An 18,252-nucleotide genomic window follows, 5' to 3' on the forward strand; every position below is an offset into this window, starting at 1 on the left:
GATCCTTTAAATGCCTATAAGACCTGCATCGAATGGTAACGCTCTATAAACCGAAACAAAAAGCGCAACACCTTGGCCAGCAAGTAAAATTGCAAGTGGAATCGACCGATTATGAAGTCAATGGTATTGGTCGTTGGCAACAGAAAATTGCTTTTGTCAGCGGCGCTTTAGCTGGCGAACAGGTGCTCGCTAAGGTGACTGAAGATAAAGCGCATTTTATTAAAGCGCGCGTTGAGCGGGTACTTAAAGCCAGCCCATTGCGAGTGACGCCTTTTTGTCCGCATTATCAGTTATGTGGTGGTTGTCAATTGCAGCATGTGGCCAGTGCCGAGCAAGCACGCTTAAAACAACAAGGTGTAGATGAGTTAATCCGTCATCAAACCGGTTTAGGCGAGTTGCCATGGCAGCCGTTGTTAACGGGCCCCGATCAAGGTTATCGGCGTAAAGCGCGAATTGGTGTTTGGTTTGATCGTAAACGCAAGCAGCTGACGGTTGGCTTTCGAGAAAGCGCCAGCAAAACCCTCACGCCTATTAAGGCCTGTGCTGTACTGCAGCCGCAGTTACAGCCTATTTTTGCAGTATTACAACAGGTTGTACCACAATTATCAGAGCCGAGTGCGATCACGCATGTTGAAGTGATTGCCGCTGAGCAGCAAGTGTTTTTAATTGTGCGGCACATCAAGCCATTGACCGCCGCTGAGCAACAATTATTTGTTACGGCGTGGCCTGACGCGGTTTGGCTGGGTGAAGCCGAAGCAGGGCAGTTAACAAACTGGCAGCCTAATGCGCCAAGTCCGCGTTATCGGTTAAGCGAGCAAGGTTTAGAGTTGGCCTTTGCCGCCACCGATTTTATTCAAGTCAATCCGCAATTAAATAAGCAAATGGTGTCATTAGCGCTACAATGGTTGCAGCCGCAAGCTGAGGATAATATTCTTGATTTGTATGCAGGTATGGGGAATTTTAGTTTAGCCTTGGCGCAGCGCGCTAAATTGGTGCATGGTGTTGAAGGGCTTGCCACTATGGTGCAGCAAGCCACGGCGAATGCCCAACTTAATGGCATTACTAACACCCAGTTTTGGCAAGCCGATTTGCATTTAGCTTGGGGTAAAACTGACTGGAATAACCCGATTTACCAGAAGATCGTGCTTGATCCTGCCCGAGCCGGCGCCGAAGGCGCGATGCCACAGCTGGTTAAGCTAAAACCGGCACAGATATTGTACATATCGTGCAATGCCGCGACCTTTGCGCGCGATGCAAAAGTTTTGTTACAGTCGGGTTATCAGTTGCAAAAGATTGCTGGCATCGATATGTTTCCCCACACGAGTCATCTGGAATTGATGGCGTTGTTTAGTCGTTAGCCAATCTGGCTGACTTTCGTGACGTGCAATAAGCTGGAACGACTTATTTTAATGAGGACAAAGCATGGTTAGGGTGCGCCAGTCACACAGCAGTGGCTACCATGGTGGTGAGACAGTCGAATGGCTGTGCTCACTGGGGCTGTCTGAAAAAAGGATTGGTGCATTATTAGAATGCGCAGCCTGGCTAAAACAGCAACAACTAGACGACGATGTGCTAGAGGTGCGAACCGGCTGGGAAATGGTCGAGATTTTAGCTGATCTTAAAATGGATCAGGATTCACTGCTTGCCTCCTTGTTATTTCCTGCTTTTGAGGCGGGCCTGCTGGAATTGGCGCAGATTGAAGCCAATTTTTCGGCTCCGGTGGCCTTGCTGCTGTCTGCGGTGCAACAAATGGAAGCGATCCGCACTATCCCAACCAGTGTTAAGCAAGGTGCGGATGGCCAACAAGCGGATAACTTACGGCGCATGTTGTTAGCCATGGTAGAAGATGTGCGCGCGGTGGTGATTAAATTAGCGGCACAAATTTGCTACCTGCGTGATGTGAAAGATGCCGATGAAGAAACGCGCGTTCTCGCGGCGAAAGAAACCAATGCCATTTTTGCGCCCTTAGCCAACCGTTTAGGTATTGGCCAATTAAAATGGGAACTTGAAGATCTGGCGTTTCGCTATTTGCATCCGACCACTTACAAACAGGTGGCCAGTTTACTGGAAGAACGGCGCTTAGATCGCGAACAATATATGCAGGATTTTGTGGCTGCGGTTCGGCAAAAAATGCTCGACGCGCAAGTGCAAGCCGAAGTTTACGGCCGACCGAAACACATTTTTAGCATTTGGAAGAAAATGCAGAAAAAGCAGCTGTCCTTCGAACAGTTGTATGACATCAGAGCGGTTCGGATTGTTACCGAGCGTGTGCAAGATTGCTATGCGTCTTTGGGTTTAGTGCACACCAATTGGCGGCATTTACCCAAAGAGTTCGACGATTACATCGCCACGCCAAAACAAAATGGTTATCAATCTATTCATACCGTGGTGCTAGGCCCACAAGGGCGGCCGATCGAGATCCAGATCCGTACACGGCAAATGCATGAAGATGCCGAATTGGGTGTCGCGGCGCATTGGCGTTACAAAGAGGGCGGCGCGGCCAGCAAAACCGTGGCGAACGATGAAAAAATTAGCTGGTTACGTAAGTTACTGCAATGGCAGGAAGATTTAGCCGATGGCACCGACTTGGCTGAAGAGCTGCGTACTCAGGTTATCGAAGATCGCGTTTATGTCTTTACGCCCAAAGGCGATATTGTTGATTTACCGATGGGCTCGACACCGTTAGATTTTGCTTACTATGTACATTCTAACGTTGGGCATCGTTGTATCGGCGCGAAAATTTCTGGGCGCATCGTGCCTTTTACCTACCAATTAAAAACCGGTGATCAGGTCGAAATTCTTACGGGGCGTGAGCCCAACCCTAGCCGTGATTGGCTAAATCCTAATTTAGGCTATTTAAAATCAAGCCGGGCACGCTCTAAGGTACAATATTGGTTCCGCTTACAAGATCGTGATAAGAATTTGTCAGCCGGTCGCGAATTACTCGATGCCGAATTGAATCGGTTAAACCTGCAGATTGAAGCGCCAACCAAGGTGTTGCAACGCTTTAATGTGAATAGCATGGACGAGCTATTAGTCGGCATTGGCGGTGGTGAAATCAAAGTGACACAAGTGGTCCACTTTATTCAAAGCCAAAGCCCAAATCATGAATTACCCGAGATTGATCCGCGTTTAAAAACCAAACCGCTACCCACCAATAAAGTGAAAAGTGATGTGGTGGTGCAAGGTGTTGGTAATTTGCTGACACATATGGCGGGTTGTTGTCAGCCGTTACCGGGCGATGCCATTATTGGCTATATCACGCAAGGTCGCGGTATTGCGATTCACCGTGATGATTGCGATCAGTTCAAAACCTTATTGGATACGCATCCAGAACGTGTGGTCGATGCAACTTGGGGTGACAAGTATGCCTCTGGTTACGAAGTCGACATTCGGATTGTGGCGAATGATCGTAATGGCTTGTTACGCGATATCACCAGTATCTTGGCCAATGAAAAAGCCAACGTGACCAGTATGAGCAGTAGTTCGGATATTAAAGCGCAAACCGCGGTGATTAATATGACGATGGAACTGTACAACCTGGACTCGTTAAATAAACTGCTAAGTAAAATTAGCCAAATAGACGATGTGATTGAAGCAAAACGCTTTCATCATTAAGCCTTCAAGTATAAGAAGAGTTAGCCGTGTCTGAACCCATCTCACGCTTGTTAAGCATCATGTCGGCATTGCGCGATCCTGTCAGCGGCTGTCCGTGGGATCTGAAACAAAGTTACGCCAGCATTGTGCCTTACACGTTAGAAGAGGCCTATGAAGTGGCAGATGCCATCGCGCGTGATAGCTTTGATGAGCTAAAAGATGAATTAGGCGATCTGCTGTTTCAAGTGGTGTTTTATGCCCAGTTAGCTAAAGAAGAAGGCCGCTTTCAGTTTGAGGATTGTGTCACGGCCATTTGCGATAAATTAGAGCGTCGGCATCCGCATGTGTTTGGCAATCTCAGTGCAGAAGATGCCGACACCGTGCTAAAAAATTGGGAAGCCCTGAAAAGCACGGAGCGTAAAGAAAGCGGGCAACACAGCGTGCTGGATAATATTCCGCAAGCGATGCCGGCATTAAGCCGTGCTTATAAGCTGCAAAAACGCTGTGCAAATGTCGGTTTTGATTGGCCGGATGTTAGCGGCTGCTGGGATAAGGTGAAAGAAGAGATTTTAGAAGTTGAACAAACCGCCCCGGGCAGTGCCGAGCTCACTGAAGAACTCGGCGATTTAATGTTTGCGCTGGTGAATGTGGTGCGCAAGCATAAACTGGATCCCGAAGCGGTATTACGTGCAGCGAACAGTAAGTTTGAAAAGCGCTTTCGCGCGGTCGAGCTGACGCTTGCCGAGCAAGGCCGCAGCACTGAACAGGCCTCTTTGGACGAAATGGAACAGATTTGGCAGCAGGTAAAGCGCCAACCGTCATAATGGCGGCTTAGTGGCCATGCTTACGGCGGTAATGACAGCCTAAATCTCCGGCTATAAGTAAACGGTTGTGCGATTTGCTTGTTGCATTGCGACTTGCTGGTCTTACCTGCTTTACGTCGTGCAATTATTTAACGACTAACACAGCTTTAGATTGAGCCGCTGTTCGCCCTTTGCTATACTTTCCTCCCGTCCTGATACCAAACATTTTAAGCCCTTGTTTTAACAGCAACCGATAGTTTTATCGGTGCTAAATGCTTTTTTTGTTTGGCGAAATCTTCTATTACTGCGTTTCTGGGGTCTTATGGCGACACGATATATTTTTGTGACGGGTGGGGTTGTCTCATCTCTAGGTAAAGGCATTGCTGCGGCATCGCTGGCGGCAATTCTGGAAGCGCGTGGTTTAAATGTCACTCTGCTGAAATTGGATCCTTACATTAACGTCGATCCTGGCACGATGAGCCCGATCCAACATGGTGAAGTTTTCGTTACCGAAGATGGTGCGGAAACGGATCTGGATTTGGGGCACTACGAGCGCTTTATTCGCACTAAAATGACGAAGCTAAATAACTTTACGCAAGGCCGCATCTACGCTGACGTATTGCGCCGTGAGCGTCGTGGTGACTATTTAGGGGCCACCATTCAAGTTATTCCGCATATCACTAACGAAATTAAAAACCGCGTGGTTGCCGGTGCCGATGGCTATGATATTGCCATTGTCGAAATTGGCGGTACGGTCGGTGATATTGAATCGCTACCTTTCTTAGAAGCTATTCGTCAGCTGGGTACCGAAGTGGGCCGTGAGCGCACCTTGTTTATGCATTTAACCTTGGTGCCTTACTTAGGCACGGCTGGCGAGATCAAAACCAAGCCGACGCAACACTCGGTAAAAGAGCTGCGTTCTATCGGTATTCAACCTGATATTCTGGTTTGCCGTTCCGATCGGGCGATCCCGAATAACGAACGGGCTAAAATAGCGCTGTTTACTAATGTTGAAGAAAAAGCGGTTATTTCGCTAAAAGACGTTTCAAGTATTTATCAAATCCCGGCTTTGTTGAAATCACAAGGCTTAGACGATTTAGTCTGTCGTCGTTTCCATATCGATGCACCTGAAGCCGATTTAGCGGAATGGGAACAGGTGTTATACCAAGAGTCGAACCCGACGGGCGAGATCACCATAGGTATGGTTGGTAAGTATGTGGAGTTACCCGATGCGTATAAATCGGTGAACGAAGCTTTGGGTCATGCCGGTTTAAAAAATCGCGTTACCGTTAATATTAAATACATCGACTCGCAAGATATTAAGAGCAAAGGCCCTGCCATGTTAAGCGGCTTAGACGGTATCTTAGTACCGGGTGGCTTTGGTGAGCGCGGTGTTGAAGGTAAAATTTTAGCGGCGCAATTTGCTCGCGAAAACAAAGTACCTTATTTGGGCATTTGTTTAGGTATGCAAGTCGCTTTAATTGAATATGCGCGTAACGTGGCGGGTATGCCAGAAGCTCACTCTACTGAATTTAATAAAGAAACACCGTATCCGGTGGTCGGTTTGATCACAGAATGGCGCGATGCAGATGGCTCAGTTGAAGTGCGTACTAACGACTCTGATCTGGGCGGCACCATGCGCTTGGGTAGCCAAAACTGTAATTTGGTTGCCGATACCAAAGCCTTTAGTATTTATGGTCAAGCGGTGATTCAAGAACGTCATCGCCACCGTTATGAAGTGAATAACAATTTAAGACCAAAATTAGAAGCTGCCGGCTTGGTAATTTCTGGTTTATCAGCTGATAATCAGCTGGTTGAGATGATTGAAATACCCGATCATCCTTGGTTTGTGGCAGGTCAGTTCCATCCGGAGTTTAACTCGACGCCGCGCGATGGCCATCCATTGTTCCAAAGCTTTGTAGCCGCTGCGCATAAGTTTCAAAAACAGCAGCGCGTATAACTTTAGCAAGCCGTGTTGGATAACACGGCTTTTTTGTCTTTATCAAGGGGATCTTAAATTATGTCAGAAATTGCAAAAATTATTGCCCGCGAAATCGTAGACTCACGCGGTAACCCAACAGTCGAAGCGGATGTGTACTTGACCAGTGGTGTGATGGGGCGCGGTTGCGCACCTTCAGGTGCCTCAACCGGTTCACGCGAAGCATTAGAACTACGTGATGGTGATAAAAGCCGTTATTTGGGCAAGGGCGTATTAAAAGCGGTTGCCAATATTGATGGCCCGATCCAAGCAGCGTTAGTCGGCAAAAATGCTTACCAACAAGCTGACATCGATCAGATCATGATCGATTTAGACGGTACTGAAACCAAATCAAAATTAGGCGCCAACGCCATTTTAGCGGTATCACTGGCCGTAGCGCGTGCTGCCGCTGCCGATAAAAAGATCCCGTTGTATCAACACATTGCTGATTTAAATGGCACTTCGGGTGTTTACAGCATGCCAGTACCGATGATGAATATCATCAACGGTGGCGAGCACGCTGACAATAACGTTGATATTCAAGAGTTTATGGTGCAGCCTGTCGGCGCTAAAACCTTCGCTGAAGCATTACGCATGGGCGCTGAGATTTTCCATAGCTTGAAAAAAGAACTGCAAAAACGCGGTTTAAACACTGCAGTGGGTGATGAAGGCGGTTTTGCACCTGATCTGAAATCTAACGAAGAAGCTTTATCGGTTATCGTTGAAGCGGTAAAAGCCGCCGGCTACGAAATGGATAAAGACATTACGTTAGCCTTAGATTGTGCAGCCTCTGAGTTTTATAAAAACGGTCAGTACGTGTTAAGCGGCGAGAACAAAAGCTTTGATTCCTATGGTTTCAATGATTACTTAGCCGGTTTATCACAGCGTTATCCGATCGTTTCTATTGAAGATGGTTTAGACGAAAGTGATTGGGATGGCTGGAAAGATTTAACCAACAAAATTGGCACTAAAGTGCAATTAGTCGGTGACGATCTGTTTGTTACCAATACCAAGATCCTGACACGCGGTATTGAGCAGGGCATCGGTAACTCAATTTTGATTAAGTTTAATCAAATTGGCTCGTTAACCGAAACCTTAGCCGCTATTAAAATGGCTAAAGACGCGGGCTTTACTGCGGTTATTTCACACCGTAGCGGCGAAACCGAAGATGCCTTTATTGCGGATTTAGCCGTGGGTACCGCAGCCGGTCAAATTAAGACCGGTTCACTGTGTCGTTCAGATCGCGTTGCGAAGTACAATCAATTACTGCGTATCGAACAAGAGTTAGGCAGCAAGGCCCCCTACAAAGGCCGTAGCGAAATCAAAGGCCAGTAATTTAGGCTTTGTTTCCCGGTAGCCGCCAGGCTACCGGTATGACTGCTCGCGGCATGCACAATGCTGATGTAGAGCGCTCTCCTTATTGTGCTTAACGCATAAAATATGATGAAGATCAAAGCTGCTGCAGCTTTATTGAAATTTTCCCGCCGAAACGTTATGGCTGCGTTATAGTCAATATATCTAATAACTTTTTAGGTTTGCTATGAGAAGACACGCTTTGATTCGGATATGTTATGCAGTATTAGGTGCCGGTTTCATCAGCATCACCTCGGCGCAAGCTAAACAAAGCCCAACATTAAGTGAGATTGATTTAGCCCAAGTGCAAATTAATGGCTTACAGTTAGGTATGAGTAAAGCCACGGTAGAACGATTATTAAAACATCAATTTAGTCACAGCGAACAGAGCAAAGATGGCAGTGTAGCCGCATTTAAATGTGTAAAAACACAGTGTCAGGCACAGCGTAATGCAGCGGACGGTGAAACCTTGTTAAATGTGTATTTTAATCGACAGCAACAGGCGCACTGGATTGTGTTACAAAGCCAAGCTCAGCTAGCAGAGACACCCAAGCAGTGTTTAGAGGTAGCCGCAGAGCAGCTTGATGCTTTACGGCAAAAGTATCATCCCGAGGATCTGAAACATTTTTATGGCCCGAATGCCGTGACTTTACGCTTAAATAAGCAAGGCCATCCTGATCCGGCAGATAACAGCTTTTATGGTTACCGCGTACAGATCAAGTGTGAGTCGTTTGGTAGCGGCGTCGGTAGCAGTGAATATGAGTTACGCGATAAAGCCATTGAATTGCGTTAACACCCGTACTGGCCAAAGCCAGATCTTAGCGAGAGACAATCTGCTGCAACTGTTGCTCTAAAAATAACGCATGCACTTTGTAGTATTGCGCCTTGGTAAGGCTACCGTAAGCAAAATGCGCGGCTAATTCGCCCTGCCAATTAATAAATTCTTGTAATTCAAACATTAACTCACGTAGTGCCACATCATTCGGTACCTCTGCGGCCAGTGGCGGTGCGCCAGGAATAGGCTGCCCCTGGGCTGCAGGCATACTGCCCGTTGCGGCATAAAAATTTAACGCTAATTTGCCCACGATATTTTTTTGTAATACCGAGTGATGCTGCGGATAACCCACAATAGAGTAACGCAGGTTTTGCGCGCAATGTTGAAAAATCTGACTCACATTCCAGTTCCCCATACTATGGAGTCGATCCGGTTGCATTGCGCGTAAACGTTGTTGCAGATCGGTCAGAGGGTAATGCCGTAAGGTCGCAACAAATTTGCTGCCCAGCACGACAACCAAGGGGGTAAAAGCGGCGGTGCGTAAAAATTGACGACGATTCATCGGACCTATTCTATAGCTAACGTTGGTGTGACTGGCGCTTAAACTACCGTTTTTCGGCGCGAGCGTCCAGTCTGCAGCGATAGCCCGGCGGATTAGCGCTTTGCTGCGACGGTTTTTTCATACAGAGCGGTTTTTCTGCTTAACAGATGCATTTAGGCTTTTACAATAATCAGGCTATTGGCTAACATCGCTACATGACGATGATGCACGAAAATCAACCACATTTTTGGCAAGCAACCGCGGCCAATCAAACTTATACTGAGCTGTGTAATGCTCTGTATGAGCGTGAGCTATTTCGTTTGGCGGCCACCCCCAGCTCAGAATTAGCACAGTTGCCAAAACGCATCGCCAGTTTACCTTTTTATATTCGGCGTGCTGCCAGCAGTATTTTGCAATACCCTGCTAATTTGGCGCTCGATAGTCAAAATGCGTCTTGGTATGGCAAACAATTTAAACGCTGTCCGGCCAGTAAACAGGCGGCCGATCCGATCCTGGCTTTTTACAGCAAAGCCGCGAAACCTGGTTTGATTGTACCGCTTTACTGCGAAGATAAAACCCTTGAACATATCGTGTTAGACAGTGTTGATGAAGTGGATGTAACAGAGCAGCGTTTGCATTGTAATCAGTATGGTTGGTTTTCGTTTAGTGGCATGCCCTTAGCCGAGGACAACAGTAAGTTGTTTTTACTTAAACCAGACAAGAACATTATGACCGCCGCTTGTTGTGGCCATCAGTGGTTAAACTTACAAAAAAAAGAACCGCGTTTACTCACCTTGCGTGAACTTTTATTGGCTAGCCGCCTAAATTGGCGTAATTTCGCTCGGCCACATTTGGGGCAAAGCAGCTGATATAAAGCTTTGCAGTAGCTATTTAACGCTTCATAATAAGCTCAAACAGAAATAACGGTTTAGTTATGCGCATATTAATCGTGCTGTTGCTCATCGTGTTAGCGGCCTTACAATACCGGCTTTGGTTTGGTCAGCTCAGTGTGACAGATTACCTGCGTCAGCAGGAAGAAATAGCCACTCAGCAAGCGAGTAATCAGGAGTTGATTAAGCGTAATCGTATGTTGTTGGCGGATGTTGATGATTTACGCCAGGGATTGGAAGCGATAGAAGAGCGAGCTCGCAACGAGCTTGGCCTGATTGCTGAAGATGAAGTTTTTTTTCGGATAGTACCGCGGACACCGTAATGTCATTAAAATCTTTTCCGGCGATTGCCGCCGTGATCCCCGCCGCTGGGGTTGGCCAGCGTATGCAAGCCGATAAACCCAAGCAGTACTTGCGCTTACACGGCAAAACCATTTTAGAGCACAGTGTTAAACCGGTGTTAGCCCTTGGCGCCGTGCAGCAGTTATATTTAGCGCTAAGCCCAGACGATCCCTATTTTGCCGCTACCGGCTTAACCGCTGAAAATATTGTGCGAGTTGATGGTGGTGCAGAGCGGGTGCACTCGGTATTAAATGCGCTGTTAGCGATAGATGCTGAAAAAATGCCTTGGGTACTTGTGCATGATGCTGCGCGACCTTTAGTGCGTCCGCAAGATATCGAGTTACTGATCCAGCGCTGCCTTGAGGTTGGGCATGGTGGTATTTTAGCAACGCCAGTCCGTGATACCATGAAACGTGGCCAAAGCTTAATTAATGCTACGGTAGAGCGCGAGCATTTATGGCATGCGCTTACACCACAGTTTTTTCCTACGGCCTTACTCAGAGCGAATATCCAAGCTGCGTTAGCGGCCAACGTGGTGATCACCGATGAAGCGTCGGCTATGGAATGGGCAAATGAGCCGGTTCTGTTAGTCGAAGGACACAGTGATAATCTTAAAATTACGCGGCCGGCCGATCTGCAGCTGGCAGCGTTTTATTTGGAGCAAAATCAATAATGACAATGCGTATTGGTCATGGTTTCGATGTACATGCCTTTGGCGGCGAAGGTCCAGTGACGCTGGGCGGTATCAAAATTCCTTATCATCAAGGGCTCGTTGCACACTCCGATGGTGATGTGGTGCTACATGCGTTGGCCGATGCCTTATTAGGTGCGGTAGCGCTGGGTGATATTGGCAAGCATTTTCCAGACACTGACGCGGCTTACGCCGGCATTGATAGCCGTATCTTATTACGTAACGTGTTCAATGAAGTGCAGCAACGCGGCTATCAGATTGGTAATGTGGATATTACCATTATGGCGCAAGCACCGAAGATGGCACCGCACATTGCCGATATGTGTGCCTGTATTGCTACCGATCTGCAGTGTCAGCCTGATCAAGTTAATGTTAAAGCGACCACCACCGAGCAACTGGGTTTTGTCGGTCGTAAAGAGGGTATCGCGGTTGCCGCCGTGGTGTTATTAACCTCATGCTGAACACTGAAACCGCTTTAAGTCATCCGTCTTTTCCTGCGCAAGCTGAGTTAGCTTATTTACACGGTCAACCGCAGATTCGCGCCGCGATTCGAGCGGCAGCTGCTGATTTTTTAGTGGTGGAAGAACTTAATTTTACGCCGAGCGGTGCCGGTGAACATATTCTACTGCAAATTGAGAAAACCGGGCAAAATACCCAGTTTATTGCCCGCGAGCTGGCGCGTTTAACCGGTTTACGCGTGCGCGATATTAGCTATGCGGGTTTAAAAGATCGGCATGCGGTCACGCAGCAATGGTTTTGTTTTAAATGGCCCATCAAGCAAGAACTGGACTGGCAAACCTGGCAAATTGAAGGCTCAAACATTTTACAGATGGTACGGCATTACCGTAAATTGCGCCTAGGAGCTTTAAAGCGCAATCATTTTACTTTACGCTTAACACAAGTATCTGATGTACCTGCGCTAATGGCCAAGTTACCTTTACTCGAAGCCGGAGTACCTAATTATTATGGTGAGCAACGCTTTGGTATGGCTGGCGGAAATTTACACCTCGCTGAGCGTTTGTTTCAGGGCGAAAGTATCGCAGATCGGCAATTACGCGGTTTAGCACTATCGGCGAGCCGCTCTTTTTTGTTCAATCAGGTTCTGTCAGCGCGGATCCAACAAGGTCTTTTTCAGCAATTAATGGCTGGGGATGTGGTGCAGCTAAACGGTTCTGGCTCGATTTTTCCGGTTACTGAACCCGACGCGGTGTTGCAACAGCGGCTCGACAGCGCCGATATTCATCTCACCGCACCTTTATGTGGTGAGGGTAAGGCGTTAGTCAGTGCAGACGCCGCTTTATTTGAACAGCAGGTGGTTGCGCCCTGGCAGCACTGGGTGAGCGGTTTAGAATTACTGCGGGTGCAAGTTGGCCGACGGGCGATGCGCGTGATCCCCGAGTCTGTCAGCGCTACAGTCGAAGCTGATACGGTGACCTTGCAGTTTGCTTTACCAGCAGGGTGTTTTGCAACGAGTGTCCTGCGAGAGTTAGTGTCTTATCGTGACATTGCCCGCGATCTTGCACAAATGGAGTGTTAAATGCGCATTTTACTGAGTAACGATGACGGGGTGCATGCCCGTGGTATTCAAGTATTACAGCAAGCATTATTACAAATTGCTGAAGTCACGACCGTAGGACCCGATCGTAACTGCAGTGGTGCCAGTAATTCGTTGACCTTACTTAATCCGCTGCGCACACAAACCTTAGACAACGGCTTTATTGCGGTAAATGGCACCCCAACCGATTGTGTCCATTTAGCCATTAGCCAATTATTAGATTTCACACCCGATTTAGTGGTTGCCGGCATCAATCATGGGGCAAACCTCGGGGATGACGTGTTGTATTCTGGCACCGTAGCCGCCGCGACAGAGGGCCGACACCTTGGCTTACCGGCTATCGCCGTATCGCTTGCTGGGCGTGAAGAACAGCATTTTGCTACGGCGGCGCATGTGACCGTTGAAGTGATCCGTAAACTACAATCACATCCGTTACCTGCTGATCAAATCTTGAATATCAATGTGCCGGCGATTCCTTTGCACGAACTAAAAGGTATTCAGGTGACGCGGCTTGGCCGTCGGCATAAAGCCGAAACCATGAGTAGCTCAACCGATCCTTGGGGTCGAAAAATTTATTGGTACGGCTCTTTAGGGCCAGAATTAGACGCTGGTGAAGGCACGGATTTTCATGCCATTGCAAATGGTTATGCTTCAGTCACACCATTACATGTTGATATGTCTGCCTATAAAAGTATGGAAACCTTGGCACATTGGTTAGAGGGGATCCCATTGTAATTATGGCAGTCGTTACCTTACGTAGTGCGCAGATGTTAGCGCAAAAACTTCAAGCTGATGGCATCACCGATGCCCGTGTACTGAGCGCTATTGCGCAAACACCGCGCCATCTCTTTGTTGAGCCAGTGCTGGCACACAAAGCTTATGAGAATACGGCCTTGCCCATTGGCTTGGGGCAAACCATTTCGCAACCTTATATTGTGGCACGTATGACCGAGCTGTTGCTGCATGGCGGCAGTTGCGGCAAAGTACTCGAAATTGGTACGGGCTCGGGTTACCAAACTGCCATTTTGGCTCGGTTATTCAGTCATGTTTGCAGTGTCGAGCGTATTAAATCGTTACAGTTTCAAGCGAAGCGCCGTTTACAAGCGCAAGATTTACACAATGTGTCGATGAAGCACGGTGATGGCTGGTTAGGCTGGCCGACGAAAGGGCCCTTTGATAGCATTATTGTTACCGCTGCGCCGGTGGATGTGCCGCAAGCCTTGTTAGAGCAATTAACCGATGGCGGGCGTTTAGTGATCCCCGTGGGTGCGGAACAACAAGTGTTACGTGTTTATCAGCGAAACGGCGAACAGTGGCAAAAACAAGATATTGAAACCGTAAGGTTTGTTCCCTTAGTGCCAGGCGATCTGGCGTAACCAGCACAATGTGCAAACAGGAAGTGTATGAAGTATCTGCAATGGCTGATTAAAGGTCTCGCTATGGGGGCGGCGGATGTAGTGCCGGGCGTTTCGGGCGGCACGCTTGCGTTTATTTTGGGTATTTATGAACGTTTATTAGGCGCAATTAGCGCGATAAATGTACAGGCGTTTCAACTGTTACTTAAAGGACGATTTCAGCAATTGTGGCGGCATATCGATGGCACTTTTGTGTTGTGTTTGTTTGCCGGGATTTTCCTCAGTATTTTTTCCCTCGCCTCGCTGATCAGCTGGTTGTTAGAGCATCGGCCTGTACCCTTGTGGGCCTTTTTTAATGGCTTGATCTTAACGGCGTTACCGTTTTTGTTACGCTCAGTAAAGTGGTCAGTCAGTCGTGCTGTGCTAGCGGTATTAGGCAGTGTGCTAGCAGTCTTTGTCGGGATGCTCTCGCCAGTTGATCTACAACCTTCTAGTTGGATGTTTTTTGTCGCCGGTGCCGTGGCGATCTGTGCCATGATTTTACCGGGCATTTCTGGTAGCTTTATTTTGTTAATCTCGGGCATGTATGCCCCCGTGATATTAGCCATTCGTGAGTTACATTTTTCGGTGCTGGCGCTGTTTGCTAGTGGTTGCGTTCTGGGCTTATTAAGTTTTTCGCATGTGTTAAAGTGGTTATTACAGCGCTACCATGATGCCACTCTGGCGTTGTTAACGGGCGTCGTCGTTGGCGCCATGTATCGGCTTTGGCCTTGGCAAGCGGGTGAGTTCATGTATTCACCAAGCCGTTATGCGATAGCGTTTGGTCATAATGATCTGCTGCTGGCATTGTTATGTTTTGCCAGTGCAGTGTTTGTGATGCTGGCACTACTGAATCTTGAAAAGTGGTTGGGCGCTGAACCTGAGCGACCCGCAACGGACGGTGCTGTAGTAGGACAGAGCAAGGAGTAAACTATTATTGTCAGGTCTTGCGCAGTTAGCACACTATCTCTGCCCGAAACCCTGAACGGTTTTGGCTGGATAGCTATTGCTGCAGTCCTGTTGTTAACGGGCTGCGCCGGTTCGTCGACTCCGGCGCCAGTCACCACGCTGGAAATTCGCAAACAGCAACATCAATTACGCCAACAACAAACGCTAAGTGGCCGCAGTTACCAAGTACAACGCGGTGACACCTTATACTCTATTGCTTTTAGGGCAGGACAAGATTTTCGCACTGTCGCTGCACGCAATAATATCAAAGCGCCTTACACCATTTATCCGGGGCAGATTATTCAGCTGCAAGCCGGTACTGCCGCCAACATTAAAGGTCCAGTCACGCCTGCCACGAGCAAAAGTTCTACCGTGAAATCGGTTGCAGCTAGCTCGCAAAAGGGGTATGTTCAAGAGAAGCCACCTGTCAATGTTACTCAACCTGCTAGTACTGCAGTTGGGCGAGTAAGCTGGCAATGGCCTGTAAAAGGTCCCATTTTGGCGCGTTTTTCAACGGCTGAGCAGGGCAATAAAGGGGTGGATATTGGTGGTAGTGCGGGCAGTCGTATTAATGCTGCTGCCGATGGTCAGGTTGTGTATGCCGGTAATGCGCTACGAGGCTATGGCAACTTAATCATTATTAAGCACAACGATGATTACCTTAGTGCCTATGCCCACAATAAACGGCTTTTGGTCAAGGAACGCCAAGAAGTTAAAGCGGGGCAACAAATAGCCGAAATGGGTGATACCGATGCGGCGGATACACGGTTACACTTTGAAATTAGATTTCGTGGCCAATCGGTTGACCCGTTACGGTATTTGCCGAGATAACCGTGAAACCTAATAATAAAAACAATAATAATTAATCATTTGCATGGAAGCATTGCACACCTAAGGTGTGTAAATAAGTGTGGGGTAAGTGGATATGACAAGTAAAGAACACAAATTAACTGACGCTAAAGACGACGATCTGAATGATGACAATGTGTTAGCTGAGGATGAAGACGCTGAACCGGAGTTACAAGAGTTATCGCAAGACGAAGGCACCCTAGACGAAATTTTCGTCAGGGATGACAGTCAAAAATCGATGGATGCGACACAGATTTATTTGGGTGAAATTGGTTTTTCACCGCTGTTGTCTGCTGAAGAAGAAGTGTATTTTTCCCGCCTATCGCTAAAAGGTGATCAAGCCGCCCGCAAACGCATGATCGAAAGCAACTTACGTTTAGTGGTAAAAATAGCGCGTCGTTATATTAATCGTGGTTTAGCCCTACTGGATTTGATTGAAGAAGGCAATTTAGGCCTGATCCGTGCCGTAGAGAAGTTTGATCCTGAACGCGGTTTTCGCTTTTCAACTTATGCGACCTGGTGGATCCGTCAAACTATCGAACGCGCCATTATGAATCAAACGCGCACGATCCGTTTACCTATTCATGTGGTGAAAGAGCTGAATATTTATTTACGTGCGGCGCGTGAGTTATCACAAAAATTAGATCATGAACCCACCGCAGAAGAAATTGCCGCCTCGTTAGATAAGCCGGTTGAAGATGTCCGTAAAATGCTGAAGCTGAATGAAAAAATCACTTCAGTTGATGTACCAGTGGCTGGCGCTTCAGAAAAACAACTACTTGATGTTATTGCTGATGAAAAAGAATTAGGCCCCGAGCTAGAACTGCAAGATCAAGACATCAAACAACATCTGGTGATTTGGCTGGAAGAGCTTAATCCAAAACAACGTGAAGTATTAGCACGACGCTTTGGTTTGCTGGGATATGAACCTTCTACGCTGGAAGATGTAGGGCGTGAAATTGGTTTAACGCGGGAACGCGTGCGGCAAATTCAGGTTGAAGCCTTACGCCGGTTGCGTGAAATTGTGACGCATCAGGGGTTAAATATCGAAACGCTGTTTCAAGAATAAAGGCGATAACAGCAGCGCTTAGTCCCTCACTAAGCGCTGAATTGCAGTGGCTTGCGGCTGATTTTTTGCTGATTGTTTATCTTTCAAAACGACATGCTTTTAGCATGCTCTTAATCTCATACCTTGCTAACTTGCTAACTTGCTAACTTGCTAACTTGCTAACTTGCTAACTTGCTAACTTGCTAACTTGCTAACTTGCTAACTTGCTAACTTGCTAACTTGCTTTGTGCATTGTAGTTTTAACCGATTCAACACGATTTAACCGCGAGTTGTTATCTGTTGTCTTAGGCACTGATGAAGCGCTGTCCTAATTTTTGCACTAACACCGTGATTAAACCGGCTATCAGTCCCCAAAACGCCGCCGCAATATCAAAGAAACTGACGCCTGACGCTGTTACCAGTAAGGTAATCACGGCCGCTTCGCGATAGTCAGGATCGGCGGTAGTGGTTTGTAAATTACTGGCAATAGTGCTGATCAAGGCTAAACCGGCTAAGGCGGCAATCATGGTTTGCGGAAATGCGGCAAATAGCGCCACTACGGTTGCGCCGGCTAAACCCGCAATTAAATAAGACACACCGGCGGCAATACCGGCAATGTAGCGTTTCTTGGCATCAGGGTGTGCCTCTGTACCGGTGCAAATCGCAGCCGTAATGGCGGCGAGATTAATCGAGAACGCGCCCCATGGTGCCAGTAATAAGGTACTAAGTGAGGTACTAACAATGATTGGCGACACCGGTGTTTGGTAACCGCTGGCGCGGATCACTGCCACTCCGGGGATGTTCTGGGAGGCCATTGTCACCAATAATAACGGTAAGCCTACACCCAGCATGGCACTGAGAGAGAACTCAGGGCTCACCCAAACAGGGCGAGTGATGCTGAGCTCTAAGTGCGACAAATCTAATTGCCCACCGGCGATGACCGTAACCAAGCCGCTCACTAATACCAGCAAAATGGCATACCGTGGCACAGTCGCTTTGGCAATCACATAGCTGAGGCACATAATGGCGACCAGCAGCATTTCACTTTGCATGGATTGAAAGATCGCAAAACCAAATTGCAGTAAGATCCCCGCCAGCATCGCGCTGGCTAATGAGGGCGGGATCAGCCGTGTCAGGCGTTCAAACATGCCACTTAAGCCAATGATTAAACCCAATGCCGCAGTGAAAATAAACACCCCGGTTGCTTCGGCAATGCTCAGTCCTTGCAGGCTGCCCGCTAATAAGGCGGCGCCAGGTGTTGACCATGCGGTAATAATCGGCGCTTTATAGTACCAAGATAGCCCAATACAGGTGGCCGCCATGCCGATACCTAAGGCTAATAACCACGAGGCAATGATCTCGCTACTGGCACCGGCCGCAGCGGCGGCTTGAAACACGATGGCAACTGAGCTGGCAAAACCGACTAGTACCGCAACAAAGCCCGCAACAATAGCAGACACACTCACGTCTTTTAATAGCATCTTGATC

18 protein-coding genes are annotated in these 18,252 nt (G+C 47.8%); 16 read left to right on the top strand and 2 right to left on the bottom strand.

Features of this window, described 5'->3' with window-relative positions:
* Positions 1–32: 32 nt before the first annotated feature.
* The 6 genes from rlmD to LMJ53_RS06850 all read left to right on the top strand — a co-directional run bounded on the left by rlmD (position 33) and on the right by LMJ53_RS06850 (position 8,524).
* The gene (gene rlmD / locus LMJ53_RS06825) at positions 33–1,358 is read left to right on the top strand and encodes a 23S rRNA (uracil(1939)-C(5))-methyltransferase RlmD (protein ID WP_229585388.1); all 1,326 of its coding nucleotides are present in this window, start codon (positions 33–35) and stop codon (positions 1,356–1,358) included.
* A 64-nt stretch (positions 1,359–1,422) separates the two neighbouring features.
* Complete coding sequence (gene relA / locus LMJ53_RS06830) at positions 1,423–3,618, top strand: GTP diphosphokinase (RefSeq protein ID WP_229585389.1); 2,196 nt, start codon at positions 1,423–1,425, stop codon at positions 3,616–3,618.
* A 26-nt stretch (positions 3,619–3,644) separates the two neighbouring features.
* Positions 3,645–4,421 (top strand): nucleoside triphosphate pyrophosphohydrolase, encoded by a 777-nt coding sequence (mazG, locus tag LMJ53_RS06835; RefSeq protein WP_324295592.1) that lies wholly within the window; start codon positions 3,645–3,647, stop codon positions 4,419–4,421.
* A gap of 301 nt (positions 4,422–4,722) precedes the next feature.
* Positions 4,723–6,360, top strand: a complete 1,638-nt coding sequence (locus tag LMJ53_RS06840; protein ID WP_229585390.1) for a CTP synthase — start codon at positions 4,723–4,725, stop codon at positions 6,358–6,360.
* Between the two features lie 60 nt (positions 6,361–6,420).
* Entirely contained in the window at positions 6,421–7,713 is a 1,293-nt protein-coding gene (gene eno, locus LMJ53_RS06845; RefSeq protein WP_226749616.1) for a phosphopyruvate hydratase, read from the top strand.
* A gap of 205 nt (positions 7,714–7,918) precedes the next feature.
* Positions 7,919–8,524, top strand: coding sequence for a hypothetical protein (locus LMJ53_RS06850; protein ID WP_229585391.1), 606 nt, complete (start codon positions 7,919–7,921; stop codon positions 8,522–8,524).
* Positions 8,525–8,549: 25 nt separating this feature from the next.
* Here LMJ53_RS06850 and LMJ53_RS06855 read toward each other — a convergent pair whose 3' ends face one another.
* Positions 8,550–9,068: a DUF1569 domain-containing protein gene (locus tag LMJ53_RS06855; RefSeq protein WP_229585392.1), complete on the bottom strand. Its 519-nt coding sequence runs from the start codon at positions 9,066–9,068 to the stop codon at positions 8,550–8,552.
* A 194-nt stretch (positions 9,069–9,262) separates the two neighbouring features.
* Here LMJ53_RS06855 and LMJ53_RS06860 point away from each other — a divergent pair, with 194 nt between their 5' ends.
* The 10 genes from LMJ53_RS06860 to rpoS all read left to right on the top strand — a co-directional run bounded on the left by LMJ53_RS06860 (position 9,263) and on the right by rpoS (position 16,785).
* Positions 9,263–9,916, top strand: a complete 654-nt coding sequence (locus LMJ53_RS06860; protein WP_226749619.1) for a hypothetical protein — start codon at positions 9,263–9,265, stop codon at positions 9,914–9,916.
* A gap of 65 nt (positions 9,917–9,981) precedes the next feature.
* Complete coding sequence (gene ftsB, locus LMJ53_RS06865) at positions 9,982–10,260, top strand: cell division protein FtsB (RefSeq protein WP_229585393.1); 279 nt, start codon at positions 9,982–9,984, stop codon at positions 10,258–10,260.
* Entirely contained in the window at positions 10,260–10,952 is a 693-nt protein-coding gene (gene ispD, locus LMJ53_RS06870) for a 2-C-methyl-D-erythritol 4-phosphate cytidylyltransferase (protein WP_229585394.1), read from the top strand. Before ftsB ends, ispD begins: the two co-directional genes overlap by 1 nt.
* Positions 10,952–11,431 (top strand): 2-C-methyl-D-erythritol 2,4-cyclodiphosphate synthase, encoded by a 480-nt coding sequence (gene ispF, locus LMJ53_RS06875; protein ID WP_267867460.1) that lies wholly within the window; start codon positions 10,952–10,954, stop codon positions 11,429–11,431. Before ispD ends, ispF begins: the two co-directional genes overlap by 1 nt.
* Positions 11,425–12,507 (top strand): tRNA pseudouridine(13) synthase TruD, encoded by a 1,083-nt coding sequence (truD, locus tag LMJ53_RS06880; protein WP_229585395.1) that lies wholly within the window; start codon positions 11,425–11,427, stop codon positions 12,505–12,507. The genes ispF and truD overlap by 7 nt, the downstream gene beginning before the upstream one ends.
* Positions 12,508–13,260 (top strand): 5'/3'-nucleotidase SurE, encoded by a 753-nt coding sequence (gene surE / locus LMJ53_RS06885; protein ID WP_226749624.1) that lies wholly within the window; start codon positions 12,508–12,510, stop codon positions 13,258–13,260. It begins immediately after the preceding gene.
* Positions 13,261–13,262: 2 nt separating this feature from the next.
* The gene (locus tag LMJ53_RS06890; protein ID WP_226749625.1) at positions 13,263–13,901 is read left to right on the top strand and encodes a protein-L-isoaspartate(D-aspartate) O-methyltransferase; all 639 of its coding nucleotides are present in this window, start codon (positions 13,263–13,265) and stop codon (positions 13,899–13,901) included.
* 27 nt (positions 13,902–13,928) lie between these two features.
* Positions 13,929–14,849: a DUF368 domain-containing protein gene (locus LMJ53_RS06895; RefSeq protein WP_229585396.1), complete on the top strand. Its 921-nt coding sequence runs from the start codon at positions 13,929–13,931 to the stop codon at positions 14,847–14,849.
* Positions 14,850–14,939: 90 nt separating this feature from the next.
* Positions 14,940–15,698, top strand: coding sequence for a peptidoglycan DD-metalloendopeptidase family protein (locus LMJ53_RS06900; protein ID WP_229585397.1), 759 nt, complete (start codon positions 14,940–14,942; stop codon positions 15,696–15,698).
* A 94-nt stretch (positions 15,699–15,792) separates the two neighbouring features.
* Positions 15,793–16,785, top strand: a complete 993-nt coding sequence (gene rpoS, locus LMJ53_RS06905; protein ID WP_229585398.1) for an RNA polymerase sigma factor RpoS — start codon at positions 15,793–15,795, stop codon at positions 16,783–16,785.
* A gap of 284 nt (positions 16,786–17,069) precedes the next feature.
* Here rpoS and LMJ53_RS06910 read toward each other — a convergent pair whose 3' ends face one another.
* Entirely contained in the window at positions 17,070–18,245 is a 1,176-nt protein-coding gene (locus LMJ53_RS06910) for a benzoate/H(+) symporter BenE family transporter (RefSeq protein WP_229585399.1), read from the bottom strand.
* Between the last annotated feature and the right edge of the window lie 7 nt (positions 18,246–18,252).

Source organism: Rheinheimera sp. UJ51 (genome assembly GCF_020819615.1).
In the GTDB taxonomy this organism is placed as follows: Bacteria; Pseudomonadota; Gammaproteobacteria; order Enterobacterales; family Alteromonadaceae; genus Alishewanella; species Alishewanella maricola.